The sequence below is a fragment of the Streptosporangium sp. NPDC002721 genome (genome assembly GCF_042888905.1).
In the GTDB taxonomy this organism is placed as follows: Bacteria; Actinomycetota; Actinomycetes; order Streptosporangiales; family Streptosporangiaceae; genus Streptosporangium.
In genome coordinates this window covers 1-13,958 of record NZ_JBIAQI010000029.1, presented here as the reverse complement: position 1 = coordinate 13,958, position 13,958 = coordinate 1, and the positions used below count along the sequence as shown (strand labels likewise).

Below are 13,958 nucleotides of genomic sequence, written 5' to 3'. Positions count from 1 at the left end.
CTGCGCTACAGGTCTGCGACTCGACCTCCCAGCCTATCCGCTGGGAGGTGCGACTGACGCCCTACAGCGGTCAGCGGCCCCAGCCGGGGACGGCCATCCGCATGGTGAGCGCGTGCTCCACAAGTGTGATGAGCGTGGCCTTCACCGCGTCGCGCGAGCGGGCGTCGGTCCGGGAGATGGGGATGTGGGGCGCCAGTGTCAGCGCCTCGCGTACCTCCTCCTCGCCGTGGAGGTAGGTGCCGTCCCAGCCGTTGACCGCGACGACGAAGGGGAGCTTGGCCTCCTCGAAGTAGTCGATCGCCGGGAAGCTGTCGGCCAGCCGCCGGGTGTCGACGAGCACGATCGCGCCGATCGCGCCGCGGACCAGGTCGTCCCACATGAACCAGAACCGGTGCTGACCCGGCGTACCGAACAGGTACAGGATCAGGTCGCGGTCCAGCGAGACACGGCCGAAGTCCATCGCGACCGTGGTGGTGGTCTTGTTCGGTGTGAGACCGAGATCGTCGATCCCGGCGCTGGCGTCGGTCATCACCGCCTCCGTGGTCAGCGGCAGAATCTCCGACACCGCCCCCACGAAGGTGGTCTTGCCAACACCGAATCCCCCGGCGACGACGATTTTCGTCGATGTCAGGCCGCCGCCGCGGCTAGAGCCTGCGAAGTCCACTGAGCACCCTTTCCAGCAGGTTGAGATCCGGCTTGCCCGCGTCCAGCTGCGGCTGGTGGAGCTGCACCAGGCCCTCGGCTGCCATGTCGGCCACCAGGATCCTGGTCACGCCGAGCGGGATGCGGAGCATCGCGGAGATCTCAGCGACCGAACGCACTTGCCGGCACAGGGCACTGATCCCCTGATACTCCGGGGTGCGGGTGGATAAATCATGATGTATGGAGGTCGCCGAGGAGACCAGGGCCTCCAGGGCGAGTTGGGTCCGGGGGGCGGTGCGCCCCCCGGTGACGGCGTACGGGCGGACGAGGGAGCTCTGCTCCGACGGCGCCGAGTGCATGAGATGGGAGGGACCCCCCTGATGCCGGTGGGGGTCGTCCATCGATTGGTAGGGATACCCGCCGTGCGGGTCGCCCTCACCGGTCCAGCCGCGGCCTGCCACGACAGCCTCCTAGCGTCATCGCCGTCACCGTGAGTGGGAAGACTGCAGTTCGGCGCGGACGGCCGGGGTCAGCACCTGACCGGCCCGCTCGACGAGCATCGTCATCTGGTAGGCCACCAGTCCCATGTCACAGTCGGCGGCGGCCAGCACCGCCAGACACGAACCGTCACTGATGGACATGATGAGGAGCAGCCCTCGCTGCATCTCCACCACGGTCTGGGTGACCGCACCGCCCTCGAAAACCCGCGAGGCACCCTGGGTCAGGCTGATCAGGCCCGCCGCGACCGCGGCCAGCTGGTCGGCCCTGTCCCTGGGAAATCCGTCCGAGTACGCCAACGGCAGACCGTCGGCCGACACGACGACCGTGTGCGCCACACCTGGGACGTTGTTCACAAAGTCGGTGATCAGCCAATTGACCCCCCGGGCGGCCTGGCTCATTTCGCGCACGTGTCATCCTCCTTGGCGACCATGATGAGCTCGCTCACCGGTCCTCCTTGTTTCCTTCAACGTCCCGGCCGAAGTCGGGATAGGGCCGCCCGTCTCCGGCTCCGCCCCTGGCGGCCGCGCGCCCCTGCCGTACTCCCTGCTGGAAGCTCGCCAGCCTGCTGCGCACCGCCTCGGGGGAGACCGTAGGCCGGTGCACGGGAGTCTGGGGGGCCGCGCTCAGGTCGGGCGCGGCCGTACCGGGTACCAGGTTCGCCTTGGGAACCCGCTTGGGCAGTCCCGAACCGGTGACCCCGCCGAGCGAGGGCTCGCTGGCGGCCTTGGCGGCCTGCCAGCCCACGTCGGCGGGCGATGACCAGCTGTTCCCCGCCGGTGCGGGGGCGGCCGGTTGCGAGAGCTGGACGGTCTCCTGGGCGGCCGGGGCCTGGGGGGCCTCCTCGATCCGCTCCTGGACGGCCGGGGCCGGCTCGACCTTCCTGAACCAGTCGGACTCGACGGCCGCGAAGATCGGCAGGAACTCCTCCTTCGCCTCTTCCATGGGCGAGGCGTCGGGGATCACCGGCAGCGGGCCGGTGTTGTCCGCCGGGTCGAAGACGCGGCGCCCGAACGGCCCGGAGTTGCCGGCGGACGGCCAGCCTCCGGAGTCGCCGCGCGAGGAGACGGCCCAGACGTCGGAGCCGCTGTCCCTGCTCTGCTGGCCGCCGGGCCAGACGGGGGCGTCGGCGCGCGGGGCCGTGTTCGGGCCCGTGGACCACGAGCCCGCGTCACCGCGGGGCCCGCCCTGCCCCTGCCGCCACCCCGAGGGGTCGGGCTGGGAGGCGTTCGGCCAGCCGTGGCCGGGGTCGGCGCCGGGCGGCGGTACCTGTCCGGGCCAGGGGGTGTCGACGGGCGCCTGCCCGAACTGGCCGCCTCCGAAGGGAGGCTGCGAGGCCTCGAAGGAGTTGAACTGCTGCCCCATGTCGAAGGAGGCGAACGAGTTCTGGTGGGCGGCCTCGAACGAGGCGAAGGACGGTATCGGGGGGGCGGTGGGGCTGGCCAGCACGGGCGGGCGGTCCATGGATGCCATGGATCCGGCCCAGTCGCCGCTCTGCATGCTGGGGACGGGCCCGCCCGGCCGGGCGGTGACGGCGAGCAGGTTCTCCGGGAGCAGCACCATCGCGGTCAGGCCGCCGCTGTCCTGCTGCCTGAGCTGGACGCGGATGCCGTGCCGCAGGGCGAGGCGGCCGACCACGAACAGGCCCATCCGGCGGGAGACGGAGACGTCCACCACCGGCGGGTTGGCCAGCCGCCAGTTGGCCTGGGAGAGCTCCTCGGCGGTCATGCCGATGCCGATGTCGGTGACCGAGACCATCACCCCGCCGCCGTCGATGCGGTTGCTGGAGACGATGACCTTGGTCTCGCGGGGGGAGAAGGAGATCGCGTTCTCCACGAGCTCCGCGATCAGGTGGACGACGTCGTTGACGGAGGTGCCCACCACGGACACGCCCGCGGACAGCTGCAGGTCGACCCGCTCGTAGTTCTCGACCTCCGACAGCGAGGCGCGGACCACGTCGATGAGCGGGACCGGCTGGCTCCACCGGCGGGCGGGTTCCTGGCCGGCGAGGACCAGGAGGTTCTCGGAGTTGCGGCGCATGCGGGTGGCGAGGTGGTCGAGGCGGAAGAGGCTGCCGAGCCGGCCCTCGTCCTGCTCGCCCTGCTCCAGGCTCTCGATGAGGGAGAGCTGGCGTTCGACCAGGGTCTGGCTGCGCCGGGAGAGGTTGACGAACATCGAGTTGACGTTGCTCCGCAGCGTGGCCTCCTGGCCCGCCAGGCGCACGGCCTCGCGGTGGACCTCGTCGAAGGCCCGCGCCACCTCACCGATCTCGTCGTCGGAGGCGACACCGATCGGGGTGATGTCGGCGGTGGAGACCTCGCCGCTCTCGCGCATCGTCTGGACGGTCTCGGGGAGACGCTGGCCGGCGATTGACAACGCCTCGGTACGGAGCCTGCGCAGCGGCCTGACCAGCGACCGCGCCATGACGGCGGTGACGATCAGGACGAGGAGGAGCAGCAGTCCGCTCAGCCCGGCGGCGATCAGCGCGCCGCGCTGCTCGGACGCCTGCAGGTCCGCGCTCTGCATGATGAGGGTCTTGGCGACCTGCTCCTCCACCGCGCGCATGCGGTCGACGACCTCGGTTGAGGAGTCGAACCAGGACTGCAGGTCGTTGAGCCCGCTCTTGGAGACGTCGACGTTCAGCAGCGGCCGGCCGTTGAGGGCCAGGAAGATGGCGCGGGCGCGCGTCGCCGCCGCGCGGTCCTTCTTCGGGCTGCTCACCGTGTCGTCGTAGAACTGGCGTTGCTGGATCGACGCCTCGGAGCGGAAGGCCGCGAGCTCGCTGTCGAACTGCGCGCGGGCGGCCAGCATGGCGTTGAGGCCCTCGACGCTGAACCCCCTGAGGACGAGGGCGACGGCGAGGTTGGCCCGTTCCCTGGACGCCTGCTCCTTGGCCCGGGTCAGCGCGGCGAACGCGGCCGCGCCGCCGGTGAGCTCCTCGTCGGAGACGCCCTGGATGATCTCGTCGTGCAGGGCGATCAGGTCCACGATGGTACGGGAGTACATGGCGATCGTGGGCTGGGCCGGCAGGGAGGTGGCCTTGCCCGCGGCCAGTTCGCGCATGCTCTTGAGCTCGTCGATGCGGCGGCTGATCTGGGTGAGCTCGGTCGTGCCCCGGACGCCGAGGGCCCCCAGGAGACCGCTGTCGGCCCTGGCCTCGTCGACGAGGGGCTTCACCCGCGCGACGACCTGGTCGACGGACTCGTACTGCTTCTGCAGGCTCGCCCTGCTGCCGGCCTGCCGGCCCGCCGCCACGTACCGGGCCGACAGGTCTCGTTCGTACTGCAGCTCGTTGACGAGGTCGCTGAGACCGGCGGTGAGTTCGGCGGTGGTGCGCACCCGCTCGTACTCGGTGGCGCTGCTGATCGAGCCGGTGACCCGCAGGCCGCCCAGCACGATCGCGGCGACGGTGGGGATGACGATGAGCGCGATCAGTCGCGATCTCACTCGCCAGTTCTTGAGCGCGAGCCTGGCGCCGTTCCTCGCGGACTTCTCGGAGTCGCGACCGTCAAGGTCCTGACCCGGGCCGCGCTGCGGCTGTCCCCCCTGGCTGTCGAATCCCAGGGCAGGTGCCAGCCCGGATTCGCGTTCGCTGGGGATTGACGCTGTCCTCACTGGCCTCCGCTGCCTCTCCTCGGATCGTCTGCTTGGAGGGGATCGCGTCACGCAATGATGTGCGAGTGACGCCGACGCATCCATGGGGTAGGGGTTATTGGAGCACAGCCGGATGAGTTCGGCCAACAGCACATAACTCGCATTCTTCACTTAACAGGCACACAGCATCCGCAACCGGGCGATGACTCTCCGTCCTGTAACCGCAAACTTCCACAAAGTTGCGAAACAGATTTATTGACTTCTTTCCCAGCGACCGGTAAGCCCGCCCATCTAACGATTGATACGGGCGTGACAACCGGGAGTCTCGTGACCGTTTTGTGGCTTAGGGGCGAAAGGGGCAATATTTGTAATTTGACCGATCTACTCCGCTACTCTGTCCGCGGTCGGCATACCCCCCTTGACCAACATGCCTCCCGGGACCTCCTCCATGTCGCCCGATGAGTTACGCGAGTTCCGGCCAGGGGCGGTCAAACGCAGCTAAGGAGACCCATGAGGTTCAAACTTGCGAGCCGGGCCGTCGTCGCGGGAGTGGCCGCCGCCCTCGCGCTGAGCGCCTGCGGAAGCTCTGACAAGCCCGGTGACACCGCCGCCGCGAACGCGGGCGGCCTGGAGAAGACCAGTCTCGTGATGGGGGCCCTGCCGATCCCCGACTCGGCGGCACTCTACATCGCCAACAAGAGGGGCTTCTTCAAGGAGGAAGGGCTCACCGTCAAGATCGAGCCGGTGCCCGGCGGCGCGCAGGCCCAGCTGGGTCTCATGGGCGGCACCTTCGACGCCACGCAGACGAACTACGTCTCGACCTTCCTCGCGGTCTCCAAGGGCCAGAAGATGAAGATCATCTCCGACCTCTACCAGGCCGCCCCGAACTCGTTCAACCTCATGGTGCCGAAGGACTCCGGGATCAAGACGCCCGCCGACCTCAAGGGCAAGAAGATCGCGGTCAACAGCAAGCAGAACATCGGCACCCTGGCGGTGACGACGGTGCTCAAGACGCACGGCCTCACCGAGAAGGACGTCGAGTTCGTCGAGTTCCCCTTCCCCGAGATGGGGGGCCAGCTGGCCAACAAGACCGTCGACGCCGCCTGGATGACGGAGCCGGCCCTGACCGCGGTGCAGAAGAAGATCGGCGCCCAGAAGCTCGCCGACACGATGGTCGACTCCACCGCGGACTTCCCCATCGCGGGCGTGGCCGTCACCGAGAAGTTCGCCGCCGAGAACCCCAAGACGGTCGCCGCCTTCCAGCGCGCGATCGCCAAGGCCCAGCAGATCGCCGCCACCGACCGCAAGGCCGTCGAGGAGATCCTGCCGGACTACACCCAGATCGACGCGGCGACCGCGGCCGTCATCACGCTCGGGTCCTTCCCCACCAGCCTTGACGAGACCCGCCTGCAGCGGGTCGCCGACCTCATGCTGGAGCAGGGTTACCTCACGAGCCCGATCCAGGCCAAGACCATCCTCCCCGGAAACCTCGGGTGACCAAGCGCAACCCGCTCGACAGCAGACTGCTCTGCGGCGCTCTCGGCGTCGCGGGGCTGTTCTGCGTCCTGGAGGCCGCGGGCCGGACCGGGCTGATCGACCCGCTCGCGTTCCCGCTGATCTCCACGGTGCTCGCCCGGGCGGCCGCTCTCGTGGTGGACGGGGAGTTCCTCTCCGACGTGGTCTCGACCCTCGGCGCGTGGGCGACCGGGCTGCTGATCACGGTCGTGATCGCGGTGCCCCTGGGGTTCCTGCTCGGCACCCTGCCCCGCGTGGAGAGCGCGCTGCGGCCGATCGTGGAGTTCCTGCGCCCGATCCCGTCGATCGCGCTGATCCCGCTGGCGCTCGCCGTGTTCTCCGACAGGTTCGACATGAAGGTCACCCTGGTCGTCTACGCGGCGACCTGGCCCATCCTGATCAACACGATGTACGGCCTCAAGGACGTCGACCCCCTGGCCAAGGAGACGCTCCGCAGCTTCGGGTTCGGGAAACCGGCCGTGCTGTGGCGGGTCTCCCTGCCCAGCACCGCGCCCTTCATCGCCACCGGTGTCCGGCTGGCGTCGGCGATCGCGCTCATCGTGGCGATCAGCACGGAGCTGCTCGGCGGCGGCGCCGACGGCATCGGCAGCTACGTCCTGGAGAGCGCGGGCGGCGTGGACGCGACGGAGTACGTCATCGCCGCGGCCATGTGGGCCGGCGTCATCGGCCTCGTCACCAACGGCCTGTTCGTGTCCGCGGAGCGGCGACTCTTCCGCTGGCACACCGCCCGTACGGAGGTGGTGTGATGAGCGGCGCGATGCGCGTCGCCGGCCGGCTGTGGCCGGTCGTGGCCGTCGTGGCGCTGTGGGAGCTGCTCACCCGCTACCTGGAGGCGCTGGGCTTCCCGCCTCCGTCGCAGATCGCGGCCAGCGCGTACACGCTGTGGCTGACCGGTCCCGCCGAGCGGCTCTGGCTCACCGACGCGGCGCTGGAGAACATCCCCGCGAGCATCGGCCGGCTGCTGGCCGGATGGGTGCTGGCCGGGGTCGTCGGGATCACCCTCGGGATCGCCCTGGGCCGCTCCCCGCTGCTCTTCCGCCTCGTCGACCCGCTGGTGCAGTTCGCCCGCGCCATTCCCCCGCCCATGCTGCTGGCGCTGTTCCTCGCGCTGTTCGCCATCGGTCCCCGGATGCAGATCAACTTCATCGCGTTCGGCATCGTCTGGCCGGTCCTGATCAACGCCTGCGAGGGCGCCAGGCACGTCGACCGCCAGCACCTGGACACCGCGCGTGTCTTCGGGCTGACGGGCGGCGAGCGGCTGTTCCGGGTCATCCTGCCCTCGGCCATGCCGAAGATCTTCGCGGGGCTCCGGGTCAGCCTGTCGCTGGCGCTCATCCTCATGGTGCTCTCCGAGCTGATCGGCAGCACCGACGGGATCGGCTTCCAGCTCCTGGACGCCCAGAGGTCGTACGACTTCCCCGCCCTGTGGGCGTCCATCGTGGTGCTCGGCGTCCTGGGATACGCGCTCAACTCGGCGTTCCTGGCGGCCGAGCGTCGTGTCCTGTCCTGGCACCGATCCGCCAAGCAGACGACCTGAGGACCTGCTGTGCTCGAAATCACGAACCTGTCCCATACCTACGGCAGCGGGCCGGGCGCGCACACCGCGCTGGGCGGCATCAATCTGAGGGTCGCCCAGGGCGAGCTGGTGTGCGTCGTCGGCCCCTCCGGGTGCGGCAAGTCCACCCTGCTGCGCTCCATCGCGGGGCTGATCCGGCCCAGCGGCGGCCAGGTCACGCTCAACGGCACCCGGGTCGAGCAGACGCCCGACAACCTGGCCGTGGTGTTCCAGGACTACAGCCGCTCCCTGTTCCCCTGGATGTCGGTGGCCGACAACGTCTCGCTCCCGCTGCGGCGCAGGGGCCTGGACAAGCAGCGGCGCAGGCAGGCGGCGCTGGAGGCGCTGGAGGAGGTCGGGCTGCAGGGAGCCGCGGCCAAGTATCCGTGGCAGCTGTCCGGCGGCATGCAGCAGCGGGTGTCCATCGCCCGCGCGCTGGCCTACCGCCCGGCCCTGCTGCTGATGGACGAGCCGTTCGGCTCCGTCGACGCCCAGACCCGCGAGGACCTGGAGGACCTGACCCTGCGGGTCCGCGGCATGCACAACATGACCATCGTGCTGATCACCCACGACATCGACGAGAGCGTCTACGTCGGTGACCGCGTCGTGGTCCTGTCCAAGGCCCCCGCCGGGATCGTGGGCGACCTGCGCGTGGACCTGCCGGGGCCGCGCGACCAGATCACCACCCGCGAGCACCCCGACTTCGTGCACCTGCGCGCCGAGGTCGGCCGCCTGGTACGCGGCATGCGCAGCCCGTCGGCCTCTGCCCCCTGAGCCCGGCCCTCCCCGGCTCCTGACCACGGCCCGGTCACGGTCCACGGCCCCGTCACGGTCCCGGACCGCGGCGGGCCTGCCGACGGGCCCGGCTCCCGGTGCCGTGAAAAACACCCGCCGGAGCCCGGCGCGTCCCCGCCCGGGCGCGCCGACGCTCCGGCGTGGACGCCCGACCCGGGCGTGCCGGTCCCCCTCACGGATCCGCACGCCGCACAGAGAGGATCTCCATGAGCAACTCACAGGCACCGGTCTGGGACGCGATCGGCGGCGTCTCCCGCTTCGCCGCCCTCGCGACGATGGCCGAGCTCGGCTGCGCCGACCACCTGAGCGACGGGCCCCTGGACGTCGACGAGCTCGCGCGGCGCTGCGACGCCGACGCGCCCGCGCTCGGCAGGGTGCTGCGCGAACTCGCCTCCATGGGCATCGTCGCGACGGTACGGCCCGGCGTGTACGAGCTGACCGAGGCCGGAGCCACCCTCCGCGACGACGTGCCGGGCTCGCTCCGCCCCGCGGTACGGATGATCTCCGAGGAGGGCTTCTGGTACGGCATGGGCAAGGTCCCGCAGACCGCCCGCACCGGCAGGTCGGGGTTCGCCGAGCGGCACGGTCCGCTGTACGGCTACCTCAAGGCCAACCCCGTGGCCGGGGCGCTGTTCAACGACTACATGGTGGTCCGGGCCAAGCCCTTCGCGGAAGCGGTGGCCGAGCGCTACGACTTCTCCGGCGTGCGCACACTGGTGGACGTGGCCGGCGGCAAGGGCCACATCCTGGCCTCCGTTTTGAACAGGTATTCAAATGTCTCGGGCATTCTTTTCGACCAGGAACAGGTGGTGGACGACGCCAGGCGATTCTTCGCGGAGGCCGCTCTTGAAGACCGATGCAAATTCGTCTCCGGCGACTTCTTCGCCTCGGTGCCCGAGGGCGGCGACGCCTATCTGTTGAGCAGCGTCATCCATAACTGGTCCGACGAGGACTCGGTGCAGATTCTGCGCAATGTCCGCAAGGCCATTTCCGACGACGGCCGGGTGCTACTGGTGGAGGCCGTCGTGCCCGAAGACGACCGGCCGCACATCAGCAAGGACATCGACATGCGCATGCTCGCCCTTTTCGGGGACGGCATGGAGCGCAGCACCTCCGAATACGCCGCGCTGCTGGAGGCCTCCGACTTCCGGCTGAGCCGGCAGGTGGAACTGCCCCAGGGCGCCTCCATCGTGGAGGCCCTGCCTGTGTGACGGGCCTGTGTGACGGGCCTGTGTGACGGGCCTGTATGACGGCCGGCGGCCGGTGGCGTGAACCTCACGTCACCGGCCGCCGCCGTTTCGCCCGCCGTTTCCTCGCCCGCCGTTTCGCCCGCCCGCGAACCGCGCCCGCGCCCACGCCTCCGGGCCGGGCCGCCCGTCACCGGGACCTCCTACGCGCCGGGACGGCGAACATTCCATGAGGAACGGGCGTTGAGGGCGCTCACGTCCACGTCGGTGATCCCCCGCTGGGCGGCGGCCATGTCCGTCAGTTCCTCCACCGTGAGCACGTCGGCGATGTCGTCGAACCCGCCGGGCGCCCGCTCGGCGACCAGCGCGATGGTCTTCTCCATGGGCAGCTCACGATGGGCGAGCACGAGCCCCGTGGTGACGGTCCTGCGCTCCTTCTCGTACGCGGCCAGCCCCGCGGCGGGATCGGGCGCACCGGCCAGCTCCCTGGCCAGGACCCGCGCGTCCAGCACGGCCTGCGAGCCGCCGTTGGCGCCCACCGGGTACATCGGGTGCGCGGCGTCTCCCAGCAGGGTGACCCGGCCCGACCCCCACCAGGGGAGCGGGTCCTTGTCCACCATGGGGTACTCCAGGATCCGTTCCGAACCGGAGATGAGCGCGGGCACGTCCAGGTAGGGCAGCCTCCAGCCGTCGAAATGCGGGAGCACGTCCTCCAGGCGGCCCGGCCTGGACCAGTCGGCCGCCGGGACGGAGCCGGCTTCGGCCGTCACCACCTCGGCGACCCAGTTGATCAGCACTCGTCCCCGGGCCCGCGCCCGCGAGATGGGGTAGACCACGAACTTGGCCGACCGGTTGGAACCCGCGACGATCATCGTGGTGCCGTCGAGGAAGGGATCCCCCTCGGCCGTTCCCCGCCACATCCGGATCCCGTTCCACATCAGCGGCCCGTCGCCGGGATGCAGCCGGGCACGCACCGCGGAGTGGATGCCGTCCGCGCCCACGAGGACGTCGGCCGTCTCCCTCAACTGCTCACCGGTCCGCGCGTCGCGCAGCGACGCCGTGACGAGGGTGGGTCCGGCGGGCCCGGTCTCGTCCTGCTCGAAGTCCTCCAGCCGCAGCCCGGTCCTGACGGCACCGGCGCCGAGCCGTTCACGCACCGCGGCGAGAAGCAGCATCTGCAGCTCACCGCGGTGCACGGAGTACTGGGGCCAGTCGTATCCCGCGGACCTTCCGCGCGGCAGCGACAGGATCGTCCCGCCGAACCTGTCCGTGAAGTTCATTGAGCTTGTCGGGACGCCGGTCCTCGCGAGCTCGTCCCCCAGGCCGAGCTCGGTCAGCTCCCGGACCGCGTGGGGTTGCAGGTTGATGCCCACCCCCAGCGGGCGCAACCGCACGGCCGACTCGGCGACCACGCAGTCGATACCCGCGGCGTGAAGGCTCAGCGCGGTGGTGAGCCCCCCGATGCCACCTCCGATGATCAGTACCCGCATGGCGTCCTCGCTGTCCGTCGGGGGTTCATGTCTCGCTCCGCGCGTTCAGGTGCCACCTGAGCGCCCGCCTCTCCACCATCACGAAGACGGCGTTGAGCAGGTATCCCAGCACGCCCAGGATCACGATCCCCGCCCACATCTGAGGCAGTTCGAAGCTGCGCTGGGCGCCGACGAGAAGCGAGCCGATGCCCACGGTGCTCCCGATGAGCTCGGACAGGACCATCAGGATCAGGGCGAGGCCCAGGCTGATCCGGAGCCCGGCCACGATCTTGGGAGCCGCGGCGGGGATGATGATCCACAGCAGCCTCCGGATCCCCCGCACCCCGAAGACCTCGGCAGTGTCCAGATGGAGCCGTTCCACCGTACGGACACCGTCGATGGTGTTGAGCAGCACCGGCCAGACGACTCCGGAGACGATGGTCGCCACCTGCATGGACGTCCCGAGCTGGAACGTCACCACGTAGAAGGAGATCAGGGTGGGCGGTGGAACCGCCCGTCCGAAGTGGACCATGGGCTCCACGTAGTCGGCCAGCGTGCGGGACAGGCCCAGCGCGATGCCGACGGCGACCCCGGCGAGACAGGCGAGCGCCCACCCTCCGAAGAGGTTGAACAAACTGTGCCCGAAGTCCTCCAGCGCGTCCTCGGTGAGGAACAGCCGGTTCGCCGGACCGGAGAACCACAGCTCGTACATCGTCACGGCGATCTCCGACGGCGGCGGGAAGTAGCTCTCCCGGATGACCCGGGTGGCCACCTCCCAGACCGCGGCCAGCACGGCCGCGAGCCAGAACCGGGACACCGCCCCGGTGATGGCGCCGCGTGCCGCCGTACCGGCCCGGCTCATCGTGCCGTCCCCTCGGTGCGCGCGAAGTGCCAGCGGAAGACCCTGCGCTCCACCCGGACCAGCAGCGTGTTGACGGCGAGGCCGAGCGCTCCCGCCCAGACCGCGCCGGCCAGTATCACGTCGGTGTTGCCTCCGGAACTGCCCGCGCTGATGAGGAAGACGCCGAGACCGCTCGCGCCGCCGCTCAGCAGTTCGGCGCTCACGACCACGACCAGCGCGATGCCCGCGGAGACACGCACCCCGGTCGCCACGAACGGCGCCGCGCTGGGGAGCGAGACCCGCCAGAGCACGGCCAGGGGACCGAAGCCGAAACTACGCAGCGCGTCCTTCGCCACGGGGTCCACGTCCCGGAGCGCGTAGAGCATGTTGAGCAGGATCGGCCAGGAGGCCGCGTAGAGGATCAGGGAGACCTTCATCTCGGTCTCCGCCCCGAACAGCAGGATCGCCAGCGGGATCAGCGCCACCGAGGGGATCGGGCGGAGGAACTCCACCACGACCCGGCTCGGCGTGCTCAGCCACGGCACCGATCCGAGCACCACGCCCGCGGTGACCGCCACGACGACGGCCAGGGCCAGACCGGCCAGCCAGGCCAGGACCGTGTCCGCCACACCGGCGAGGAAGAGGGGGTCCCCCGCCAGCGTGACGGACCTGAGCAGCACGACGGAGACCGGCGGGACGACCTCCGGGTCGACGATCCCCAGCCGGATGACCGTCTCGGCCAGGACCGTCGCCGCGCAGACCCCGATCACCCCCCGGATGACACGGGTTGCGTTCATGTGCCGGCGACGATGAGGTCCCGCACGTCGAGCGTCTCGTCGAGGAGACCGGACTCGCGCATGGTGTCGGTGACCCGCTGGAGCCTGGTGGCGTCCAGCGTGGTGGGGAAGCCTCCGATGGCGAGGTCGGCCGCCGCGTCCGCGGTGATCTTGGTGTACTTCGGCAGGACCGCGACCACGTTCGCCCGGTCGGCCGCGAGCGCCTTGGCCTCCGCCATCGCCTGCTGGAACGCCGCCACGGTCCTGGGGTTCGCCTTGGCGAACTCCGAGGTCACCGCGTAGCCGGCGATCGGGAAGTCCGCGGTCGGGCCCTGGGAGAGGTCCCAGAGGAGCCGGGCGCCGATGGACCGGCCGATGAAGGTGCCGAACGGCTCCACGACCACGACGGCGTCGGCCGTGCCGGCCTTCAGCACGCCCTCCATCTCCGGGAAGGGGAACTCCACGAAGCTCTTGTCCTCGTCGAACTCGATGCCGTGCGTCTTGGCGGCCACCTGGGCCAGCATCGTCGCGATGTTGCGCTTGGTGTTGACCGCGATGGTCCTGCCCTTGAGGTCGGCCACGCCCTGGATCGGGCTGTCCTTGGCGACCATGATCGTATGCGTCCTGGGGGCGCTCTGGAAACCGTCAGAAACGATCTTGAGGTCGATGACGCCCTTGGCGTGGGCGCCGAAGAAGGAGACGTAGTTGCCGAAGCTGACGTCCAGGCTGCCGCCCTTGAGCTTGGGAATGGCCTCCGCGCCGCCCGCGAGGGTGCTCAGCGTGACATCGAGCCCCTGCTTCTTGAACAGCCCCTTCTCCACCGCGATCTGCAGCGGGGCCGTGTCGAGGACCGGGATCGTGCCGACGTTGATCCTGACCTTCTCCGGGCCGGAGCCACCGGCGTCCCCGGCGGGCTCCCCGGCGGCGCATCCGGTGACCGTGACAAGCGCCAGCGCCAGAATTCCGACAATGAGGTGATCTCAGCAAGATCGGCTCGGGCATTTGGTTCTTGATGCCGCCAGAACGGTGCCGACGAACATGAACCGGGATGGATCGCGATGCCCC

The 13,958-nt window shown here is 70.0% G+C and carries 13 protein-coding genes; 5 read left to right on the top strand and 8 right to left on the bottom strand.

Annotated elements, in window-relative coordinates; translation table 11 throughout:
• Window positions 1-70: 70 nt before the first annotated feature.
• The 4 genes from ACFYWM_RS34750 to ACFYWM_RS34735 are packed head-to-tail and all read right to left on the bottom strand — an operon-like array spanning window position 71 to window position 4,587.
• Entirely contained in the window at window positions 71-631 is a 561-nt protein-coding gene (locus tag ACFYWM_RS34750) for an ATP/GTP-binding protein (RefSeq protein WP_031158879.1), read from the bottom strand.
• 13 nt (window positions 632-644) lie between these two features.
• The gene (locus tag ACFYWM_RS34745; protein ID WP_389922751.1) at window positions 645-1,103 is read right to left on the bottom strand and encodes a DUF742 domain-containing protein; all 459 of its coding nucleotides are present in this window, start codon (window positions 1,101-1,103) and stop codon (window positions 645-647) included.
• 24 nt (window positions 1,104-1,127) lie between these two features.
• Window positions 1,128-1,541, bottom strand: a complete 414-nt coding sequence (locus ACFYWM_RS34740; protein ID WP_326646986.1) for a roadblock/LC7 domain-containing protein — start codon at window positions 1,539-1,541, stop codon at window positions 1,128-1,130.
• 43 nt (window positions 1,542-1,584) lie between these two features.
• Window positions 1,585-4,587, bottom strand: coding sequence for a nitrate- and nitrite sensing domain-containing protein (locus tag ACFYWM_RS34735; protein WP_389922749.1), 3,003 nt, complete (start codon window positions 4,585-4,587; stop codon window positions 1,585-1,587).
• A gap of 657 nt (window positions 4,588-5,244) precedes the next feature.
• On the opposite strand from ACFYWM_RS34735, the gene ACFYWM_RS34730 reads away from it, so the two are divergent.
• From ACFYWM_RS34730 to ACFYWM_RS34710, 5 genes are all read left to right on the top strand, one after another.
• On the top strand, window positions 5,245-6,231 hold the full coding sequence (locus tag ACFYWM_RS34730; protein WP_389922746.1) for an ABC transporter substrate-binding protein: 987 nt from the start codon (window positions 5,245-5,247) through the stop codon (window positions 6,229-6,231).
• Window positions 6,228-7,016, top strand: a complete 789-nt coding sequence (locus tag ACFYWM_RS34725; RefSeq protein ID WP_389922744.1) for an ABC transporter permease — start codon at window positions 6,228-6,230, stop codon at window positions 7,014-7,016. Before ACFYWM_RS34730 ends, ACFYWM_RS34725 begins: the two co-directional genes overlap by 4 nt.
• Complete coding sequence (locus ACFYWM_RS34720; RefSeq protein ID WP_389922743.1) at window positions 7,016-7,807, top strand: ABC transporter permease; 792 nt, start codon at window positions 7,016-7,018, stop codon at window positions 7,805-7,807. Before ACFYWM_RS34725 ends, ACFYWM_RS34720 begins: the two co-directional genes overlap by 1 nt.
• A 9-nt stretch (window positions 7,808-7,816) precedes the next feature.
• Window positions 7,817-8,599: an ABC transporter ATP-binding protein gene (locus tag ACFYWM_RS34715; RefSeq protein WP_389922740.1), complete on the top strand. Its 783-nt coding sequence runs from the start codon at window positions 7,817-7,819 to the stop codon at window positions 8,597-8,599.
• 227 nt (window positions 8,600-8,826) lie between these two features.
• Complete coding sequence (locus ACFYWM_RS34710; RefSeq protein ID WP_389922737.1) at window positions 8,827-9,831, top strand: methyltransferase; 1,005 nt, start codon at window positions 8,827-8,829, stop codon at window positions 9,829-9,831.
• 179 nt (window positions 9,832-10,010) lie between these two features.
• Here the strand turns inward: ACFYWM_RS34710 and ACFYWM_RS34705 are convergent, their stop codons facing one another.
• Genes ACFYWM_RS34705 through ACFYWM_RS34690 form a run of 4 tightly spaced genes read right to left on the bottom strand, consistent with a single transcriptional unit; the run spans window position 10,011 to window position 13,846 of the window.
• The gene (locus ACFYWM_RS34705) at window positions 10,011-11,297 is read right to left on the bottom strand and encodes a flavin-dependent oxidoreductase (protein ID WP_389922734.1); all 1,287 of its coding nucleotides are present in this window, start codon (window positions 11,295-11,297) and stop codon (window positions 10,011-10,013) included.
• Window positions 11,298-11,322: 25 nt separating this feature from the next.
• A complete protein-coding gene (locus ACFYWM_RS34700; protein ID WP_389922731.1) occupies window positions 11,323-12,138 on the bottom strand; it encodes an ABC transporter permease in 816 nt (271 codons plus the stop codon).
• On the bottom strand, window positions 12,135-12,914 hold the full coding sequence (locus ACFYWM_RS34695) for an ABC transporter permease (RefSeq protein ID WP_389922729.1): 780 nt from the start codon (window positions 12,912-12,914) through the stop codon (window positions 12,135-12,137). Before ACFYWM_RS34695 ends, ACFYWM_RS34700 begins: the two co-directional genes overlap by 4 nt.
• The gene (locus ACFYWM_RS34690; RefSeq protein WP_389923203.1) at window positions 12,911-13,846 is read right to left on the bottom strand and encodes an ABC transporter substrate-binding protein; all 936 of its coding nucleotides are present in this window, start codon (window positions 13,844-13,846) and stop codon (window positions 12,911-12,913) included. The genes ACFYWM_RS34695 and ACFYWM_RS34690 overlap by 4 nt, the downstream gene beginning before the upstream one ends.
• Window positions 13,847-13,958 lie beyond the last annotated feature (112 nt).

What these genes read in the sequence shown, in the direction of transcription:
- ACFYWM_RS34740 (WP_326646986.1), bottom strand. Translation starts at nt 1,541, where the DNA reads ATGAGCCAGGCCGCCCGGGGGGTCAATTGGCTGATCACCGACTTTGTG.
- ACFYWM_RS34730 (WP_389922746.1), top strand. Translation starts at nt 5,245, where the DNA reads ATGAGGTTCAAACTTGCGAGCCGGGCCGTCGTCGCGGGAGTGGCCGCC.
- ACFYWM_RS34720 (WP_389922743.1), top strand. Translation starts at nt 7,016, where the DNA reads ATGAGCGGCGCGATGCGCGTCGCCGGCCGGCTGTGGCCGGTCGTGGCC.
- ACFYWM_RS34710 (WP_389922737.1), top strand. Translation starts at nt 8,827, where the DNA reads ATGAGCAACTCACAGGCACCGGTCTGGGACGCGATCGGCGGCGTCTCC.
- ACFYWM_RS34705 (WP_389922734.1), bottom strand. Translation starts at nt 11,297, where the DNA reads ATGCGGGTACTGATCATCGGAGGTGGCATCGGGGGGCTCACCACCGCG.
- ACFYWM_RS34700 (WP_389922731.1), bottom strand. Translation starts at nt 12,138, where the DNA reads ATGAGCCGGGCCGGTACGGCGGCACGCGGCGCCATCACCGGGGCGGTG.
- ACFYWM_RS34695 (WP_389922729.1), bottom strand. Translation starts at nt 12,914, where the DNA reads ATGAACGCAACCCGTGTCATCCGGGGGGTGATCGGGGTCTGCGCGGCG.